Source organism: Variovorax nivicola, from assembly GCF_051216475.1.
Classification (GTDB): Bacteria; Pseudomonadota; Gammaproteobacteria; order Burkholderiales; family Burkholderiaceae_C; genus Variovorax.
The window spans coordinates 221,054-234,063 of sequence record NZ_JBPJZK010000004.1 but is presented as its reverse complement, the minus strand read 5'-3'; the positions used below and the strand labels follow the sequence as shown (position 1 = coordinate 234,063).

The following is a 13,010-nucleotide window of genomic DNA, read 5'->3' as shown; positions in this document are numbered from 1 at the left end:
CCGATTATCCCGGCGCAAACACATGTAGTTTCGCGTGATACAGCAGCATCACCGTCTTGGCGTCGGCGATGCGGCCGTCGGCCACCATGGCCAGTGCCTCGTCGATGGCCAGCTCCAGCACCTCGATGTCCTCGCCCTCCTCGGCCAGCCCGCCGCCCGCGCCGATGCGCATCGAGAGCTCGTAGGGCGCGACGAAGAAATGCAGCTTCTCGGTAACGGAGCCCGGGCTCATGAAGCTCTCGAAGATCTTCTGCACCGTGCCGAGCCGGTAGCCGAGTTCTTCCTCGACCTCGGCGCGGATGCGTTCCTCGGGCGCTGCGTTGTCGAGCAGGCCGGCTGCGGCCTCGATCAGCAGGTCGTCGTGGCCGTTGACGAAGACCGGGTAGCGGAACTGGCGCGTGAGCAGTACGGTGCGTTGCGCGAGGTTGTAGGGCAGCAGGGTGGCGCCGTTGCCGCGGTCGTAGGTTTCGCGGTTCATGCGCTGCCACTGGCCGTCGTTGCGCCGCCAGTCGAAGGCGGTGGTGCGCAGCGTGTACCAGTTGTCGGAAAGCAGGGTGACTTCGTGCACCCGGACGCGGTCTTGGATCGTCATGGCGGCGAGCATATGCGCATGTTCGTGCAAAAACAAGAAAAAACGTGCAAAAGACGGTTTGGGCCGATACCATCGGCCGATGCTCACCAGCCAGCGCAAGCAACACATCCTCTCGGTCCTGCGGCGCGACGGCAACGTCGTCGCGAAGTCGCTCAGCGAAGAACTCGGCCTGTCGGAAGACACCATCCGCCGCGACTTGCGCGAGCTGGCCGCCGAGGGCCTGCTGCAGCGCGTGCACGGCGGCGCACTGCCGGTCGCGGCGGCTGAAGCCGACTTCGCAGGGCGCCAGCAACTGGCCCCCGACGAAAAGGTGTCCATCGGCCGCGCCGCCGCGCGCCTCGTGAAGCCGGGGCAGGTGGTGTTCATCGACGGCGGCACCACGGCCGTGCAGCTTGCACGCCACCTGCCGGCGAATCTGCAGGCCACCGTGGTCACGCACAGCCCGTCGGTGGCGATCGAGCTGGTGGCGCATGCCGGCATCGAGGTGGTGCTGATCGGCGGGCGCCTCTTCAAGCACTCGGTGGTGGCGGTCGGCTCGGCGGCGATGGCGGCCATTGCGCGCATCCACGCCGATACATATTTCATGGGCGTCACCGGCGTGCACGCCGAGGCGGGGCTGACCACGGGCGACCTGGAAGAGGCCGAGATCAAGCGCGCGCTGATGGCGTCCGCGGCCGAGACGGTCGTGCTGGCCTCGTCGGAAAAGCTCGGCGCAGCGTCGGCCTGGGTGGTGAACCCCGTGACCTCGGCCACCAGCCTGCTGGTATCGCCGGACGCTCCTGCCAAGGCGCTGGCGCCGTTGCGCAAGGCGGGGCTGGCCATCTTGCGCAGCGATAACGGCGCGTGACCCTGGGGATTGGCCGCCCCTCGATAATCGGCGGATGCCTCTCGCCCTGCCCAAGCTGCTCGCCTTCGACACCAGCACCGAGCATCTGTCCGTGGCCGTGCTGCACGGCGACAGGCTGCTCGCGCACAACGGCGTGGGCGGCGCGCAAGCCTCGACCACCCTGCTCCCGCTGATCCAGCAATTGCTGGGCGACGCCGGGCTCGCGCTGTCCGAGCTCGACGCCATCGTCTTCGGCCGCGGCCCTGGTTCGTTCACCGGGCTGCGCACCGCCTGCTCGGTGGCGCAGGGGCTGGCCTTCGGCGCCAAGGTGCCGCTGCTGCCGGTCGACACCCTGCTCGCCGTGGCCGAAGAAGCGCGCCATGCTTTCGGCGTGCAGCAGGTGGTGACCGTGCTGGACGCCCGCATGGACCAGATCTACGCCACGCGCTACGACTTCGCGGCCAACGGCCCGCTGGGGGGCAACGACGAGCCTCTGCTGCTGTCGCCCGAAGACCTCGAAGTGCCCACCGGCTGGGCGCTCGCCGGCAATGCCTTCGCCGCCTACGGCCTGCGGCTGGCCCCGGCCGCCGCCCGCCACGAGGCGCTGCCGACCGCCACCGCCATGCTGCGGCTGGCCCCCGCGCTGCTCGCGGCCGGGCGCACCGTGCCGGCCGAACAGGCCTGGCCGCTCTATGTTCGCGATAAAGTGGCGCAAACCACAGAAGAGCGCGCCGCCATCAAGGCGGCCGCAGCAGCCGCAAACTGACCCGCATGAGCGCCGTTCTCCAGCCCGTCGAAGCCCGCCTCGAACCGCTCACCTTCGAGCGGATCGATGCCGTCTGCGCGGTCGAACAGACGGCCTACAGCCACCCCTGGACGCGCGCCAACTTCACCGATTCCATGGCCGTGGGCTACCACTGCCAGTGCCTGCTGGCGCCCGGCGTCGCGCAGGGCGTGAACTCGCCGGTCACCGAGCTGGGCGAAACGCTGATCGGCTACTTCGTCGCCATGAAGGGCGTCGACGAGGTGCACCTGCTGAACATCACCGTCGCGCCGGCCTTCCAGCGCCAGGGCTGGGCGCCGCTCATGCTCGAGGCGCTGGGCGGCTGGTCGCGCGCCGAGGGGGCGCAGTGGCTGTGGCTCGAAGTGCGCCAGAGCAACCAGCGCGCGCTCGACATCTACATGCGCCAGGGCTTTCGCAGCGTCGGCGTGCGCAAGGGCTACTACCCGGCGCACGACGGCAAGCGCGAGGACGCCGTCGTCATGAGCCTGCGTTTGAACGAAACAGGCTCCGCCTGGGGAGCCTTGCGATGAGTGCGGTACAGACATTGAAGCTCGACGCTCGCCAGCGCGCGATGCTCGACGAGATGGGCGTGAAGGTCTGGTGGCCTGTGCCCGAGGCGGTTGAAACGGCGCCTGCAGTGCCTGAAACGGTGGTGGTTGCCGAAGAGGTGGCCGCGGTCGCCATCGTTGAAGAACGCGTACAGGTCGAAGCACCCGTTGCCGCGCCAGCACCGGCCGCCCGGCCTGCTGCGGTACCCGCACCAGCTGCCCGGCCGGCGGCTGTGCCGATGTCCCAGGGCGCTGCCGTGCTGGTCGAGGCGCCCTGCCGTCTCTATGCCGACGCCGGCGCAGCGGAATCCACGCAGGGCGGCTGGCTGGTCGTGGCCGACATGCCGCCCGAAACCGACGGCCGCCACGGCGAGCCCTTCGAGGGCGACGCAGGCCGCCTGCTCGACAACATGCTGCGCGCCCTGAAGCTGCACGACGGCCAGACGCCAGTGCACCTCATGCGCACCCATCGCGGTGTGGCAGCCGGCCAGCCCGGCAGCCCGCGCGCAATCGATGAGGCCTTCGACGAGCACGCCACCGCACTCGCCCCCCGCATCGTGCTGGCGATGGGGCCTCTGGCGGCGCAAAGCCTGATGCGCAGCGGCGACCCGCTGGGCAAGCTGCGCGGCCGCGTTGTGCCGCTGGAATCCGCTGGCGGCGCATCGGTGGTGGCGACCTACCATCCGGCGTATTTGCTGCGCAACCCCGCCGACAAGGCCCGCGCCTGGGCCGACCTCTGCCTTGCTGCCGAACAGCACACGCCCGCGCCGAACTGAGGGCCGAAAACGGGCCGCCTAAAATCAGGCCCCATGACTTTCCTCGACAAGCTGGCCGCCGCACAGCAAAAAAACGGTTCCTTGCTCTGCGTGGGGCTCGATCCGGAGCCAGCCAGATTCCCGGGGCAGTTCAAGGGCGACGCCAGCCGCATCTATGACTTCTGCGCACGCATCGTCGACGCGACGGCCGATCTGGTCATCGCCTTCAAGCCGCAGATCGCCTACTTCGCGGCCCACCGCGCCGAAGCCCAGCTCGAACAGTTGATGGAGCACATGCGCCGCAACGCGCCCCACGTGCCCACGATCCTCGACGCCAAGCGCGGCGACATCGGCTCCACCGCCGAGCAATACGCCCTGGAAGCCTTTGAGCGCTACGGCGCCGACGCGGTGACGCTGTCGCCCTTCATGGGCTTCGACTCGGTCGCGCCGTACCTCAAGCACGAGGGCAAGGGCGCCTTCCTGCTTTGCCGCACCAGCAATCCTGGCGGGTCCGACCTGCAGGGGCAGCGGCTGGCGGATGTCGAGGGGCAGCCTTTTCTGTACGAACACGTCGCCAGGCTGGCGCAGGGGCCGTGGAACCTGAACGGCCAGCTCGGCCTGGTGGTGGGCGCGACCTACCCCGCCGAGATCGAACGCGTGCGCGAACTCGCGCCGACGGTGCCGTTGCTGATTCCGGGCGTCGGCGCCCAGGGCGGCGATGCGGTCGCCACGGTGCGCGCCGGCTGGCGCGCCGATGCGCCGATCATCGTGAACTCGTCGCGAGCGATCATTTATGCGTCGTCGGGCGACGACTTTGCCGAAGCGGCGAAAAAGGCCGCGCGCACCACGCGCGACGCGCTGGAAGCAGCCAAACCCTGATCGAGCCCGAGTTCAGGCCCGACGGAGCCGGGTGAACAGCTCGAACTCCCAGTTGCGCATACCCAGCAGCAGCGTGTAGCCCTCGCGGTCCTTCGCCGACAGCTTCTGGTCGGTCTGGTGCTGCTGCGCAAAGTCCTGCGCCACGCGCTGCAGGCGCTCCAGGAAGGCCGGCGCCAGCGAGCGGCTGATCGAGCCGTGCACCAGCAGCAGGCCCTCGGCGGGGCCGTCGAAGCCGCCGCGGTAGTAGTCCAGCACCACGTTCTCGCGGAAAAACTCCATCACCGGGCCGTGCGGCCGCCAGCGGAAGGTCTTGGCAAGCTTCAGGCGATACCGGTTGAGCGGGCGCAGCTCGATGATGCCGATGCGGTCCAGCTGCGCCAGGCAGCCGATGCACTCGGCCTCGCTCACGCGGTAGGCCGCCACGATCTGCTCCAGCGTCCACTGGCTCAGCACGCTGATGGCCACCAGCAGCAGCTTCTTGTCCTTGACCACGGCCTTTTCCTGCTCGTGCGTCAGTTCCTTCAGCAGCGGCTGGGCGTCGGCCACGCGGCGCGCCAGCTCGGCGAAATCGATCTTCAGCGCCCGGCAGATGGCGTCCACGCGCGACAGCGGCATGTCGCTCTTGGCCAGCATCCGCTTGACGCTGGATTCGGCCATGTCGAGCGACCGCGCCAGGTCGGCGTAGGTCATGCGCGCGCTTTTGAGTTCGTTCTTGAGGGCCTGGACGAGATCGACGGTGGTGCTCATGGCCCGGAAGCGTACACGGGCGCCGGCAAGTATCAGTTGGAGATACCGTCAGGTGTGAATTAGTGCCACGTATCGATTCTCGATGCCTGTGGAGCGGCCCGCCACTAAATTCCGCGGCTCGTACCGATCCACCCCACCGAGGACCGCCATGCTCTTGCCCTCTCTCAGCCGCCGCGAACGCGGGTTGCTTTTCACTTTCGTGCTGCTCGCGCTGATTGCCTTCTTCGGCCCCGATCTGCCGGCCGCCGAAGTCGCCATCGCCTCGGTGTTTGCCGACGACCGCGCTTGGCACGGCCTGCCCAATGCGATGGACGTGCTGAGCAACATCCCCTTCGTGGTGATCGGCCTGTGGGGCCTGTACCGGCTCAACCGCATCGACCGCTCGCACCAGGAGGCGCTGTCGCAATTCCCCCTGGCCCCGCCCGCCAGCGACCCGCCCGACAACACGCTGGACTGTGCCTGGCTCTTCTTCGCCGGCCTGATCGCCACCGCCGCGGGCTCCGCCTTCTTCCACCTCGTGCCCGACGCCCCCCGGCTCGCTGCGGACCGCGCCGGCATGGCGGTGGCCTTCGCCGGGCTGATCGGGGTGGCGGTCTGCGAACGGGTGAGCCAGCGCGCCGGCTGGCCCGCCGCCTGGTTCGTGCTGACGGCCGGCCTGCTGTCGGCCGAGGTGTTCCAGGAAACCGGCAACGTCATGCCTTGGGCGCTGGTGCAGTTCGGCGGCATGGCGCTGGTGGTGACGCTGGCGCTGGCCACGCCAATGCGCAAGTCGGTCGGGCTGAAGCTGGGCTGGGTCATCTTCTTCTACGTGCTGGCCAAGGCATTCGAGCTGGCGGACCACCAGATCTACGAGTTCACGCGGCACACGGTTTCGGGCCATACGCTGAAGCACCTGACGGCCTCGCTTGCTGGCCTGCCCGTGGTGCTTGCCCTCCACAAGCTCGAAATGCGCTGGGAAGCCGCACTGCGGCACAATCCGGGCGCCGCCGCCGTGGCCGCCTGAGGAGCACTCTTCGAATGACAAATCCCGCCGCTGCCGCAGCCACACCCGTGGCCCACGAAGCGAACGCCCACGCCAACCAGTTCGCCCTCCTCAAGCAGCGGCGCTTCGCGCCTTTCTTCTGGACCCAGTTCGCTGGCGCGGCGAACGACAACCTCTTCAAGTTCGCCTTCACCGTCATGGTGACCTACCAGCTCCAGCTGAGCTGGATGCCGCCGGCCATGGCGGGGCTGGTGATCGGTGCGCTGTTCATCCTGCCGTTTTTGCTGTTCTCGGCCACGTCCGGCCAGCTCACCGACAAGTTCGACAAGACGAAGATGATCCGCTTCGTCAAGAACCTCGAGATCGTCATCATGCTGATCGCGGCCTGGGGCTTCGTCACGGCCAATGCCGTGGTGCTGCTGGGCTGCGTGTTCCTCATGGGGCTGCACTCCACGCTGTTCGGGCCGGTCAAGTTCGCCTACTTGCCGCAGGTGCTCGACGCGCGCGAGCTCACGGGCGGCAACGGCATGGTCGAGATGGGCACCTTCGTCGCCATCCTGCTCGGGCAGGTGGCAGGCGGGCTGCTGGTGGCGGTGCCGCAGATCGGCCACATGAGCGTGGCCGTGGGCTGCGTGCTGCTGGCGCTGGTCGGGCGGGGCGTGGCGCAGGCCATTCCGCCCGCGCCGGCCACCGACCCGGGGCTGGTCATCAACTGGAACCCCATCAGCGAAACCTGGCGCAACCTCAAGCTCGCGCACGAGAACGTGGTGGTGTTCCGCTCGCTGCTGGGCATTTCGTGGATGTGGTTCTTCGGCGCGGTGTTCCTGAGCCAGTTTCCGAGCTTCGCCAAGGAAGTGCTGCACGGCGACGAGCAGGTGGCCTCGCTGCTGCTGGTGGTGTTCTCGATAGGCATCGGCGTCGGCTCGCTGCTGTGCGAGACGCTGAGCCGCCGGCAGGTGGAAATCGGCCTGGTGCCGCTGGGCGCCATCGGCATGAGCGTGTTCGCCATCGACCTGTACTTTGCCTCGCGCGGCCTGCCGAAGGTGCCCGAGATGGGCATCGGCGCCTTCGTGCACCAGGGCGCCCACTGGCGCGTGATGGCCGACCTGGCGCTGCTGTCGCTGTTCGCGGGGCTCTACAGCGTGCCGATGTACGCGCTGATCCAGCTGCGCAGCCAGCCCACGCACCGCGCGCGCATCATCGCGGCCAACAACATCCTCAATGCGCTGTTCATGATCGGCAGCTCGGTCATCGCCGGCGCGCTGCTGGGCGCGGGCTTCACCATTCCGCAGATCTTTTTGTTCACCGGCATCGCCAACGCGGTGGTGGCGTTCTACATCTTCATGCTGGTGCCCGAGTACCTGCTGCGCTTCGTGGCCTGGGTGCTGTCGCGCTTTGTCTATCGCTTCGACATCAAGGGCGAGTCGCATATTCCCACCGAGGGCGCGGCCGTGCTGGTGTGCAACCACGTGAGCTTCATCGACGCGGTGCTGCTGATGGCGGCGAGCCCGCGGCCGATTCGTTTCATCATGGACCACCGCATCTTCAAGGTGCCGGTGCTGGGCTGGCTGTTCAAGCTGGCCAAGGCGATTCCCATCGCGCCGCAGAAGGAAGACCCGGCAGCGTACGAAGCGGCCTTTGCCAAGGCGCTGGGCGTGCTGCGCGAGGGCGATCTGCTCGCCATCTTCCCCGAGGGTGCGATCACGCGCGACGGCACGCTGCAGCCCTTCAAGGGCGGCGTGATGAAGATCGTCGAGAGCGCGCGCGCCGAAGGCCTGGAGCCGCCGGTGATCCCGATGGCGCTGACCAATCTCTGGGGCTCGTACTTCAGCCGCATCGAGCTGCGCGGCGGCGAGCAGGTGGCCATGGCCAAGCCCTTCCGCCGTGGCTTCTTCAGCCGCGTGGGCCTGAACGTCGGCGGCCCTGTGCCGCCGACCGAGGTGCAGCCCGAGTCGCTGCGCCAGCGCGTGAGCGCCCTGCTGGGCGCCTGAAACACCCCAAAAGTATCAAGCGCAGATACCGGCGGCGCTGAAAACCGCCACTGGTGCAAGCATTCAAGCCTCGCGGTGCGGGGGCGAACCATCATTCGCTCACCTTCACTACGCCGCGAGGCACACATGCAACCCCTCTCATCCACCTCGACCGTTTTCATCCAGCGCGACACGCGGGCCTGGCAGTTCCAGGCCTGGGCTTCGTTCGCGATCGCCGTCTTCCTGTGCGCCACCGGCCTGAGCTGGCTGCCAGGGGAGGCGCTGGACCGGGCGTTCATGGTGATGGGCTACGTGTTCTGCCTGAGCACCGCCTTCATGCTGGCCAAGTTCGTGCGCGACAGCCAGCAGGCGGCCGAGCGCGGCGCCGATGCGGGCCGTGACGTGCCGATGTGGAAGCTGGTCGTCTGGGGCAGCTTCTTCACCGCGATGGGCCTGACCGGCTGGGGCCTCGTGCGCATGGAGATCAACGAGGCCTACAAGGCCTTCCTGGGCGTGAGCTGGCTGTTTCTCATCAGCTCGGCCTTCACGCTGGCCAAGACGCTGCGCGACCGCCATGAAGCCGACATGGCCGAAGCCCGCATGCAGGGCCGCCGCATGGCCCGCGCCGAAGCCGCTGCTTCCTCTGCCGAGTAACCCGTGCTTGAACAACGAAAGCTCATCATGAAAAAGTCGATTGCCGCTGTACTCGTCGCCGCCTGCACTGCCTTCGCCGGCGTCGCGGTTCCCCTGCATGCCCAGGCCCAGAGCGACGCCTCGGTCGCCCTCTCGCTGATGCCGGTGGCATCGGTGGTGGTCACCGCCTCCGCCGTCGGGGCTTCGGCCACCACGGCTGTCGCGCTGCCTGCTGCACTGTCGGTGGGCGGCTCGACGCTCACCGTGATCGCGGTCGAGGCCTCGGCCGACGGCACGGTGTACGTGCTCGAACGCGCCTCTGACGGCGCGCGCGCCAGCATCAAGGTGGCCGGCCGTGCCGCCAACGGCATCTCGAATGCGGTGGGCACCAGCGTCCTCGTCAGCGTGATCGGCACCGGCGTCGTGCTGTCGGCCGCTGGCGAGGTGCTGGCCTTCGTGCCCAATGCCATCGGCCGCGCGCTGCTTCACAACGAGAGGCTGTCGTGAAACGCAGCGCTCTGCCCGCGCTACCTGCGCTCATCGGACTTGCCATCGCCGCCGCGATGGCCTTGCTGCCGATGCAGGCGCAGGCCGGCCGCTCGTGCGAGCAGGTCAGGCCAACGCCCGACGTGATTGTCAAGGGCATGAAGATGGCCGAGCGCACCTCGCAGGCGCTCGACGCCAGCGGCGCGCGCGTCGTGATCCTCGCGCGCGCCGGGCAAGACCTGAGCAAGTACGGCTTGCGCTATTCGCACCTGGGCTTCGCCTACAAGACCGACGCCGGCCCGTGGCGCGTGGTGCACAAGCTCAACCAGTGCGGCACCGCGGAGGCCGCCGTCTACCGGCAGGGGCTCGGCGAGTTCTTCCTCGACGACCCGTGGCGCTACGAGGTGGCCTGGGTCGTGCCCACGCCCGACGTGCAGACGCATCTGCTGGCCGCACTGAACGAATCGCCCGCGCGCATCGTGCGGCTGAACACCGCGCCCTACAGTATCGTGAGCTACGTCTGGGGCCAGAAGTACCAGCAGTCGAACCAATGGGCCGTCGAGACGCTGGCCGCCGCCATGGAGCCCGCCACCATCGGCAACCGCACGCAGGCGCAAGCCTGGATGCAGTTCAAGGGCTACGAGCCGACCACGCTGAAGCTCGGTCCGCTCACCCGGCTGGGCGGGCGCGTAGGCTCGGCCAACGTGGCCTTCGATGATCATCCGAACGACAAGCGGTTCTCGGACCGCATCGAGACGGTGACGGTCGATTCGGTGTTCGCGTGGCTGCCGCGCGCGGGGCTGGGCGCGGCGCCGGTGACACTCAGGCTTCAATGAAGAAAGACAAGAAGGAGAAAACAACATGAGCAAATCCCTGCGCCTTTCCGAAAAATGGTTCCGCCGCGGCCTCTGGCTGGTGGCGCTGGTGTTCGCGAGCTTCCTCATCGGGCTCGGCAGCACTGTCGTGAGCGACCTTCCGCAGGTCGAGCGCGTGCGCCAGCTCGACGACTTCATCGACAAGCCCAAGGCCGAGCCACTGCGCGCCACCATCAAGGCCTCGGAAGCCGCCGAGCTGCAGGCCGCGCGCGACCTCGACCAGATCCGCCTGCAGCTCAACGCCGCGCAGCAGGCCAGCAGCAACGCCCGCGAAACCTTCGGCAACTGGATCGCCACGCGCCGCGCCACCGCGCAGCCAGACCAGGACACCGAGCTCATCGCGCGCACCAAGACGCTCGACGCCTTCAAGCAGAAGGAAGACGAGCTGCAGCGCCGGGTGAACGCGCAGCAGCAGATCGCGCTCGACGCACGCCAGGCTGAGCAGCGCGCCCGCACGGCGCTTTCCGACCTGGAGCGCGACGCGCAGATCAAGCTCGATGCCGAATACCGCCGCATCGAACTGCGCGTGTTCGCCTACCGGCTGGCGCTCACGCTGCCGCTGCTGCTGGTGGCCGGCTGGCTGTTCGTGAAGAAGCGCAAGAGCACTTACTGGCCGTTCGTGTGGGGCTTCATCTTCTTCGCGCTGTTCGCCTTCTTCGTCGAGCTGGTGCCCTACCTGCCGAGCTACGGCGGCTATGTGCGCTACGTGGTGGGCATCGTGCTCACGGTGCTGGTGGGGCGCTACGCCATCGTCGCGCTCAACCGCTACCTGGCGCGGCAGAAGCTGGCCGAGCAGCAGCCCGACCAGGTGCGGCGCGAAGAACTCAGCTACGACACCGCGCTCGCGCGCCTGGGCAAGAGCGTGTGCCCCGGCTGCGAGCGGCCGGTGGACCTGAAGAACAACGAGATCGACTTCTGCCCGCACTGCGGCATCGGCCTGTTCGACCACTGCGGCAAGTGCGAGACGCGCAAGAGCGCGTTCTCGAAGTTCTGCCATGCCTGCGGCACCTCGGCCGCGCCGCGTGTGCTGCCGCCGCTGGCGTCACCTGCCGCGTAGTCTGCGAATTCGGTCACAGGAGGCGGCCCGATCGACACACCGTGTAGCTGGCATGCCGCGCGGTCGTGCTACAACCGCCGGCTGCGACACGAATGTTGCCGCAGACTTCCCGCCAACCCCTTCGACGGAGCACAAGCATGAGCATTTTCGGCAGCATCCTTTCCAAGATTTTCCCGTCCGCAAACGCCGCGCCCGCACCTGCTGCGCCGGCCCCTGACGCACCCGCAGGCGCCCCCGCCGCAGCGGCGCCGCCGCCCGCCATCACCGTGGTGGACGTCGAGGCCCTGCTCGACGGCATGCCCGGCGCGAGCAGCCTGAACTGGCGCACCTCCATCGTCGACCTGATGAAGCTCCTGGGCCTGGACAGCAGCCTCGACGCACGCAAGCAACTGGCCGCCGAACTGAGCTACGGCTCGGACACCAGCGACAGCGCCAAGATGAACATCTGGCTGCATCGCCAGGTGATGACCAAGCTGGCCGCCAATGGTGGCAAGGTCCCTGCCGAACTGCGCGACTGATCCGCTCGCAGCAGAGACAAAAAAGCCCGGCATGCCGGGCTTTTTGCTTGGTGAAGAAGGCGAAAGGCTTCAGGTCCAGCCGGCGTCCACCACATAGTCCTGCGCGGTGCACATGCGCGAGTCGTCCGCCGCCAGGAACAGCGCCATCGCCGCAATGTCTTCAGCCATCACGCGGCCCGGCAGGCATTGCGCTGCATCGATCTCCGCGCCCGATTCGGGCTTGACCCACAGCTTGATCTGCCGCTCAGTCATCACCCAGCCCGGCACGATCGAATTCACGCGGATGTTCTGCTTGCCCAGGTCGCGCGCCAGCGAGCGCGTGAGGCCGCGCGCCGCCGCCTTGCAGGCCTGGTACACCGGGTAGCCCTTGCCCTTGATCATCCAGCTGATCGAGCCGAAGTTGACGATCGAGCCGCCGCCCAGCGCGCGCATGTCGTCCGCCACCGCCTGCGCGGCGAAGAACTGGTGCTTGAAGTTGACGGCCACGAGGCGGTCGAAGTCTTCGCTGGTCACGTCGGCCATCTCGTGGCGACGGTCGTTGGCCGCGTTGTTCAGCAGCACGGCGATTGGCCCGAAGCGCTGGCGCACGGCGTCGATGGCGGCGCCGAGCGCGGCCGTATCGGTCACGTCGCACGGCACGAACAGTGCCGGATGCTCGCCTTGCAGCTGCGCCGCAAGCGTGTTGCCAGCAGCCGCATCGAGGTCGCAGAAGCCGACCTTCGCGCCCTGCGCATGAAAGGCCCGCACCAGCGATTCGCCGATGCCGCTGGCACCGCCGGAGATGAACACGGTGCGCCCGGCCAGCGAGGGATAACGAGCGGTGTAGTGCGAAAGTGGTGATGCGTCGGTCATGTGAATGCGGCAACGGCAGTGGAAGCGGATGGCAAGCGTACCGGATGCACGTGCCCCTGCCGGGCGCGGGGCCGCCGGCCGGCGTATGGCTTACGGCGAATGGGCAGCACGGGCCTGCGTGACTACGCTTGCTTTCATGACGAAGACCTTTCCCCGCCGCGCCCTCCTTGCGCTTTCGCTTCTCCCCGCTGCCCTGGCAGTGCGCTCCGTTCGCGCCCAGGCGCCGGCAGCGCCCGTGCAGCTCTTCAAGGTGGTCTCGCCGCGCGACGAGGTTGTGGTGGGTGTCGATGCGGCGCAGCTCGGCGCGGGTTCCAACCCCGCCGTCGAGCGGCTGGCCGCGCAGCTCGCGGCGAAGGGCCAGCTCACGCTCTGGCAGTACGCCTCGCACAAGGACGCGAGCGGTGCGCTGGTGCAGGCGCCGCTCAAGCAGATCGTCGTCTTCAAGAACGAGCTGTTGCGCATCGAGCCCTATGCCACGCCGCTGCCAATTCAACCCTTGAAGTAGC

The 13,010-nt window shown here is 68.1% G+C and carries 16 protein-coding genes; 13 read left to right on the top strand and 3 right to left on the bottom strand.

Annotation, left to right across the window (positions count from 1 at the left end; genetic code table 11):
- Positions 1-4: 4 nt before the first annotated feature.
- Positions 5-592, bottom strand: a complete 588-nt coding sequence (locus ACSFBF_RS17835) for an NUDIX hydrolase (protein WP_435469203.1) — start codon at positions 590-592, stop codon at positions 5-7.
- A gap of 79 nt (positions 593-671) precedes the next feature.
- On the opposite strand from ACSFBF_RS17835, the gene ACSFBF_RS17830 reads away from it, so the two are divergent.
- From ACSFBF_RS17830 to pyrF, 5 genes are read left to right on the top strand one after another with little or no spacing between them, the layout of a single operon-like run.
- A complete protein-coding gene (locus ACSFBF_RS17830; RefSeq protein ID WP_435469201.1) occupies positions 672-1,439 on the top strand; it encodes a DeoR/GlpR family DNA-binding transcription regulator in 768 nt (255 codons plus the stop codon).
- A 34-nt stretch (positions 1,440-1,473) separates the two neighbouring features.
- Positions 1,474-2,184, top strand: coding sequence for a tRNA (adenosine(37)-N6)-threonylcarbamoyltransferase complex dimerization subunit type 1 TsaB (gene tsaB / locus ACSFBF_RS17825; protein WP_435469199.1), 711 nt, complete (start codon positions 1,474-1,476; stop codon positions 2,182-2,184).
- Positions 2,185-2,189: 5 nt separating this feature from the next.
- Positions 2,190-2,732, top strand: coding sequence for a ribosomal protein S18-alanine N-acetyltransferase (rimI, locus tag ACSFBF_RS17820; RefSeq protein ID WP_435469197.1), 543 nt, complete (start codon positions 2,190-2,192; stop codon positions 2,730-2,732).
- Positions 2,729-3,526, top strand: coding sequence for a uracil-DNA glycosylase family protein (locus ACSFBF_RS17815; protein WP_435469195.1), 798 nt, complete (start codon positions 2,729-2,731; stop codon positions 3,524-3,526). Before rimI ends, ACSFBF_RS17815 begins: the two co-directional genes overlap by 4 nt.
- A gap of 33 nt (positions 3,527-3,559) precedes the next feature.
- A complete protein-coding gene (gene pyrF / locus ACSFBF_RS17810) occupies positions 3,560-4,384 on the top strand; it encodes an orotidine-5'-phosphate decarboxylase (protein WP_435469193.1) in 825 nt (274 codons plus the stop codon).
- Between the two features lie 12 nt (positions 4,385-4,396).
- Here pyrF and ACSFBF_RS17805 read toward each other — a convergent pair whose 3' ends face one another.
- Positions 4,397-5,131 (bottom strand): helix-turn-helix domain-containing protein, encoded by a 735-nt coding sequence (locus tag ACSFBF_RS17805; RefSeq protein WP_435469191.1) that lies wholly within the window; start codon positions 5,129-5,131, stop codon positions 4,397-4,399.
- A 148-nt stretch (positions 5,132-5,279) separates the two neighbouring features.
- On the opposite strand from ACSFBF_RS17805, the gene ACSFBF_RS17800 reads away from it, so the two are divergent.
- The 7 genes from ACSFBF_RS17800 (at position 5,280) to ACSFBF_RS17770 (ending at position 11,652) form a co-directional block, all read left to right on the top strand.
- Positions 5,280-6,134 (top strand): hypothetical protein, encoded by an 855-nt coding sequence (locus ACSFBF_RS17800; RefSeq protein WP_435469189.1) that lies wholly within the window; start codon positions 5,280-5,282, stop codon positions 6,132-6,134.
- A 14-nt stretch (positions 6,135-6,148) separates the two neighbouring features.
- Positions 6,149-8,104 carry an MFS transporter gene (locus ACSFBF_RS17795; RefSeq protein ID WP_435469187.1) on the top strand — a complete coding sequence of 652 codons (1,956 nt, stop codon included), beginning with the start codon at positions 6,149-6,151 and terminating at the stop codon, positions 8,102-8,104.
- A gap of 126 nt (positions 8,105-8,230) precedes the next feature.
- Entirely contained in the window at positions 8,231-8,737 is a 507-nt protein-coding gene (locus tag ACSFBF_RS17790; protein ID WP_093076174.1) for a YiaA/YiaB family inner membrane protein, read from the top strand.
- Positions 8,738-8,764: 27 nt separating this feature from the next.
- A complete protein-coding gene (locus ACSFBF_RS17785) occupies positions 8,765-9,223 on the top strand; it encodes a hypothetical protein (protein ID WP_435469185.1) in 459 nt (152 codons plus the stop codon).
- Positions 9,220-10,038, top strand: coding sequence for a DUF2145 domain-containing protein (locus ACSFBF_RS17780; RefSeq protein ID WP_435469183.1), 819 nt, complete (start codon positions 9,220-9,222; stop codon positions 10,036-10,038). Before ACSFBF_RS17785 ends, ACSFBF_RS17780 begins: the two co-directional genes overlap by 4 nt.
- Before the next feature lie 25 nt (positions 10,039-10,063).
- Positions 10,064-11,134: a serine endopeptidase gene (locus tag ACSFBF_RS17775; RefSeq protein WP_435469181.1), complete on the top strand. Its 1,071-nt coding sequence runs from the start codon at positions 10,064-10,066 to the stop codon at positions 11,132-11,134.
- A 137-nt stretch (positions 11,135-11,271) separates the two neighbouring features.
- Complete coding sequence (locus ACSFBF_RS17770; protein WP_093055446.1) at positions 11,272-11,652, top strand: DUF3597 domain-containing protein; 381 nt, start codon at positions 11,272-11,274, stop codon at positions 11,650-11,652.
- Between the two features lie 69 nt (positions 11,653-11,721).
- Here the strand turns inward: ACSFBF_RS17770 and ACSFBF_RS17765 are convergent, their stop codons facing one another.
- The gene (locus tag ACSFBF_RS17765) at positions 11,722-12,504 is read right to left on the bottom strand and encodes an SDR family NAD(P)-dependent oxidoreductase (RefSeq protein WP_435469179.1); all 783 of its coding nucleotides are present in this window, start codon (positions 12,502-12,504) and stop codon (positions 11,722-11,724) included.
- Positions 12,505-12,640: 136 nt separating this feature from the next.
- On the opposite strand from ACSFBF_RS17765, the gene ACSFBF_RS17760 reads away from it, so the two are divergent.
- Positions 12,641-13,009 (top strand): hypothetical protein, encoded by a 369-nt coding sequence (locus ACSFBF_RS17760; protein ID WP_256329066.1) that lies wholly within the window; start codon positions 12,641-12,643, stop codon positions 13,007-13,009.
- Position 13,010 lies beyond the last annotated feature (1 nt).

Excerpts from the sequence above, each read along its gene's own strand:
- ACSFBF_RS17835 (WP_435469203.1), bottom strand. The coding sequence starts at position 592 with ATGACGATCCAAGACCGCGTCCGGGTGCACGAAGTCACCCTGCTTTCC.
- ACSFBF_RS17830 (WP_435469201.1), top strand. The coding sequence starts at position 672 with ATGCTCACCAGCCAGCGCAAGCAACACATCCTCTCGGTCCTGCGGCGC.
- tsaB (WP_435469199.1), top strand. The coding sequence starts at position 1,474 with ATGCCTCTCGCCCTGCCCAAGCTGCTCGCCTTCGACACCAGCACCGAG.
- rimI (WP_435469197.1), top strand. The coding sequence starts at position 2,190 with ATGAGCGCCGTTCTCCAGCCCGTCGAAGCCCGCCTCGAACCGCTCACC.
- ACSFBF_RS17815 (WP_435469195.1), top strand. The coding sequence starts at position 2,729 with ATGAGTGCGGTACAGACATTGAAGCTCGACGCTCGCCAGCGCGCGATG.
- pyrF (WP_435469193.1), top strand. The coding sequence starts at position 3,560 with ATGACTTTCCTCGACAAGCTGGCCGCCGCACAGCAAAAAAACGGTTCC.
- ACSFBF_RS17805 (WP_435469191.1), bottom strand. The coding sequence starts at position 5,131 with ATGAGCACCACCGTCGATCTCGTCCAGGCCCTCAAGAACGAACTCAAA.
- ACSFBF_RS17800 (WP_435469189.1), top strand. The coding sequence starts at position 5,280 with ATGCTCTTGCCCTCTCTCAGCCGCCGCGAACGCGGGTTGCTTTTCACT.
- ACSFBF_RS17795 (WP_435469187.1), top strand. The coding sequence starts at position 6,149 with ATGACAAATCCCGCCGCTGCCGCAGCCACACCCGTGGCCCACGAAGCG.
- ACSFBF_RS17790 (WP_093076174.1), top strand. The coding sequence starts at position 8,231 with ATGCAACCCCTCTCATCCACCTCGACCGTTTTCATCCAGCGCGACACG.
- ACSFBF_RS17785 (WP_435469185.1), top strand. The coding sequence starts at position 8,765 with ATGAAAAAGTCGATTGCCGCTGTACTCGTCGCCGCCTGCACTGCCTTC.
- ACSFBF_RS17775 (WP_435469181.1), top strand. The coding sequence starts at position 10,064 with ATGAGCAAATCCCTGCGCCTTTCCGAAAAATGGTTCCGCCGCGGCCTC.
- ACSFBF_RS17770 (WP_093055446.1), top strand. The coding sequence starts at position 11,272 with ATGAGCATTTTCGGCAGCATCCTTTCCAAGATTTTCCCGTCCGCAAAC.
- ACSFBF_RS17765 (WP_435469179.1), bottom strand. The coding sequence starts at position 12,504 with ATGACCGACGCATCACCACTTTCGCACTACACCGCTCGTTATCCCTCG.
- ACSFBF_RS17760 (WP_256329066.1), top strand. The coding sequence starts at position 12,641 with ATGACGAAGACCTTTCCCCGCCGCGCCCTCCTTGCGCTTTCGCTTCTC.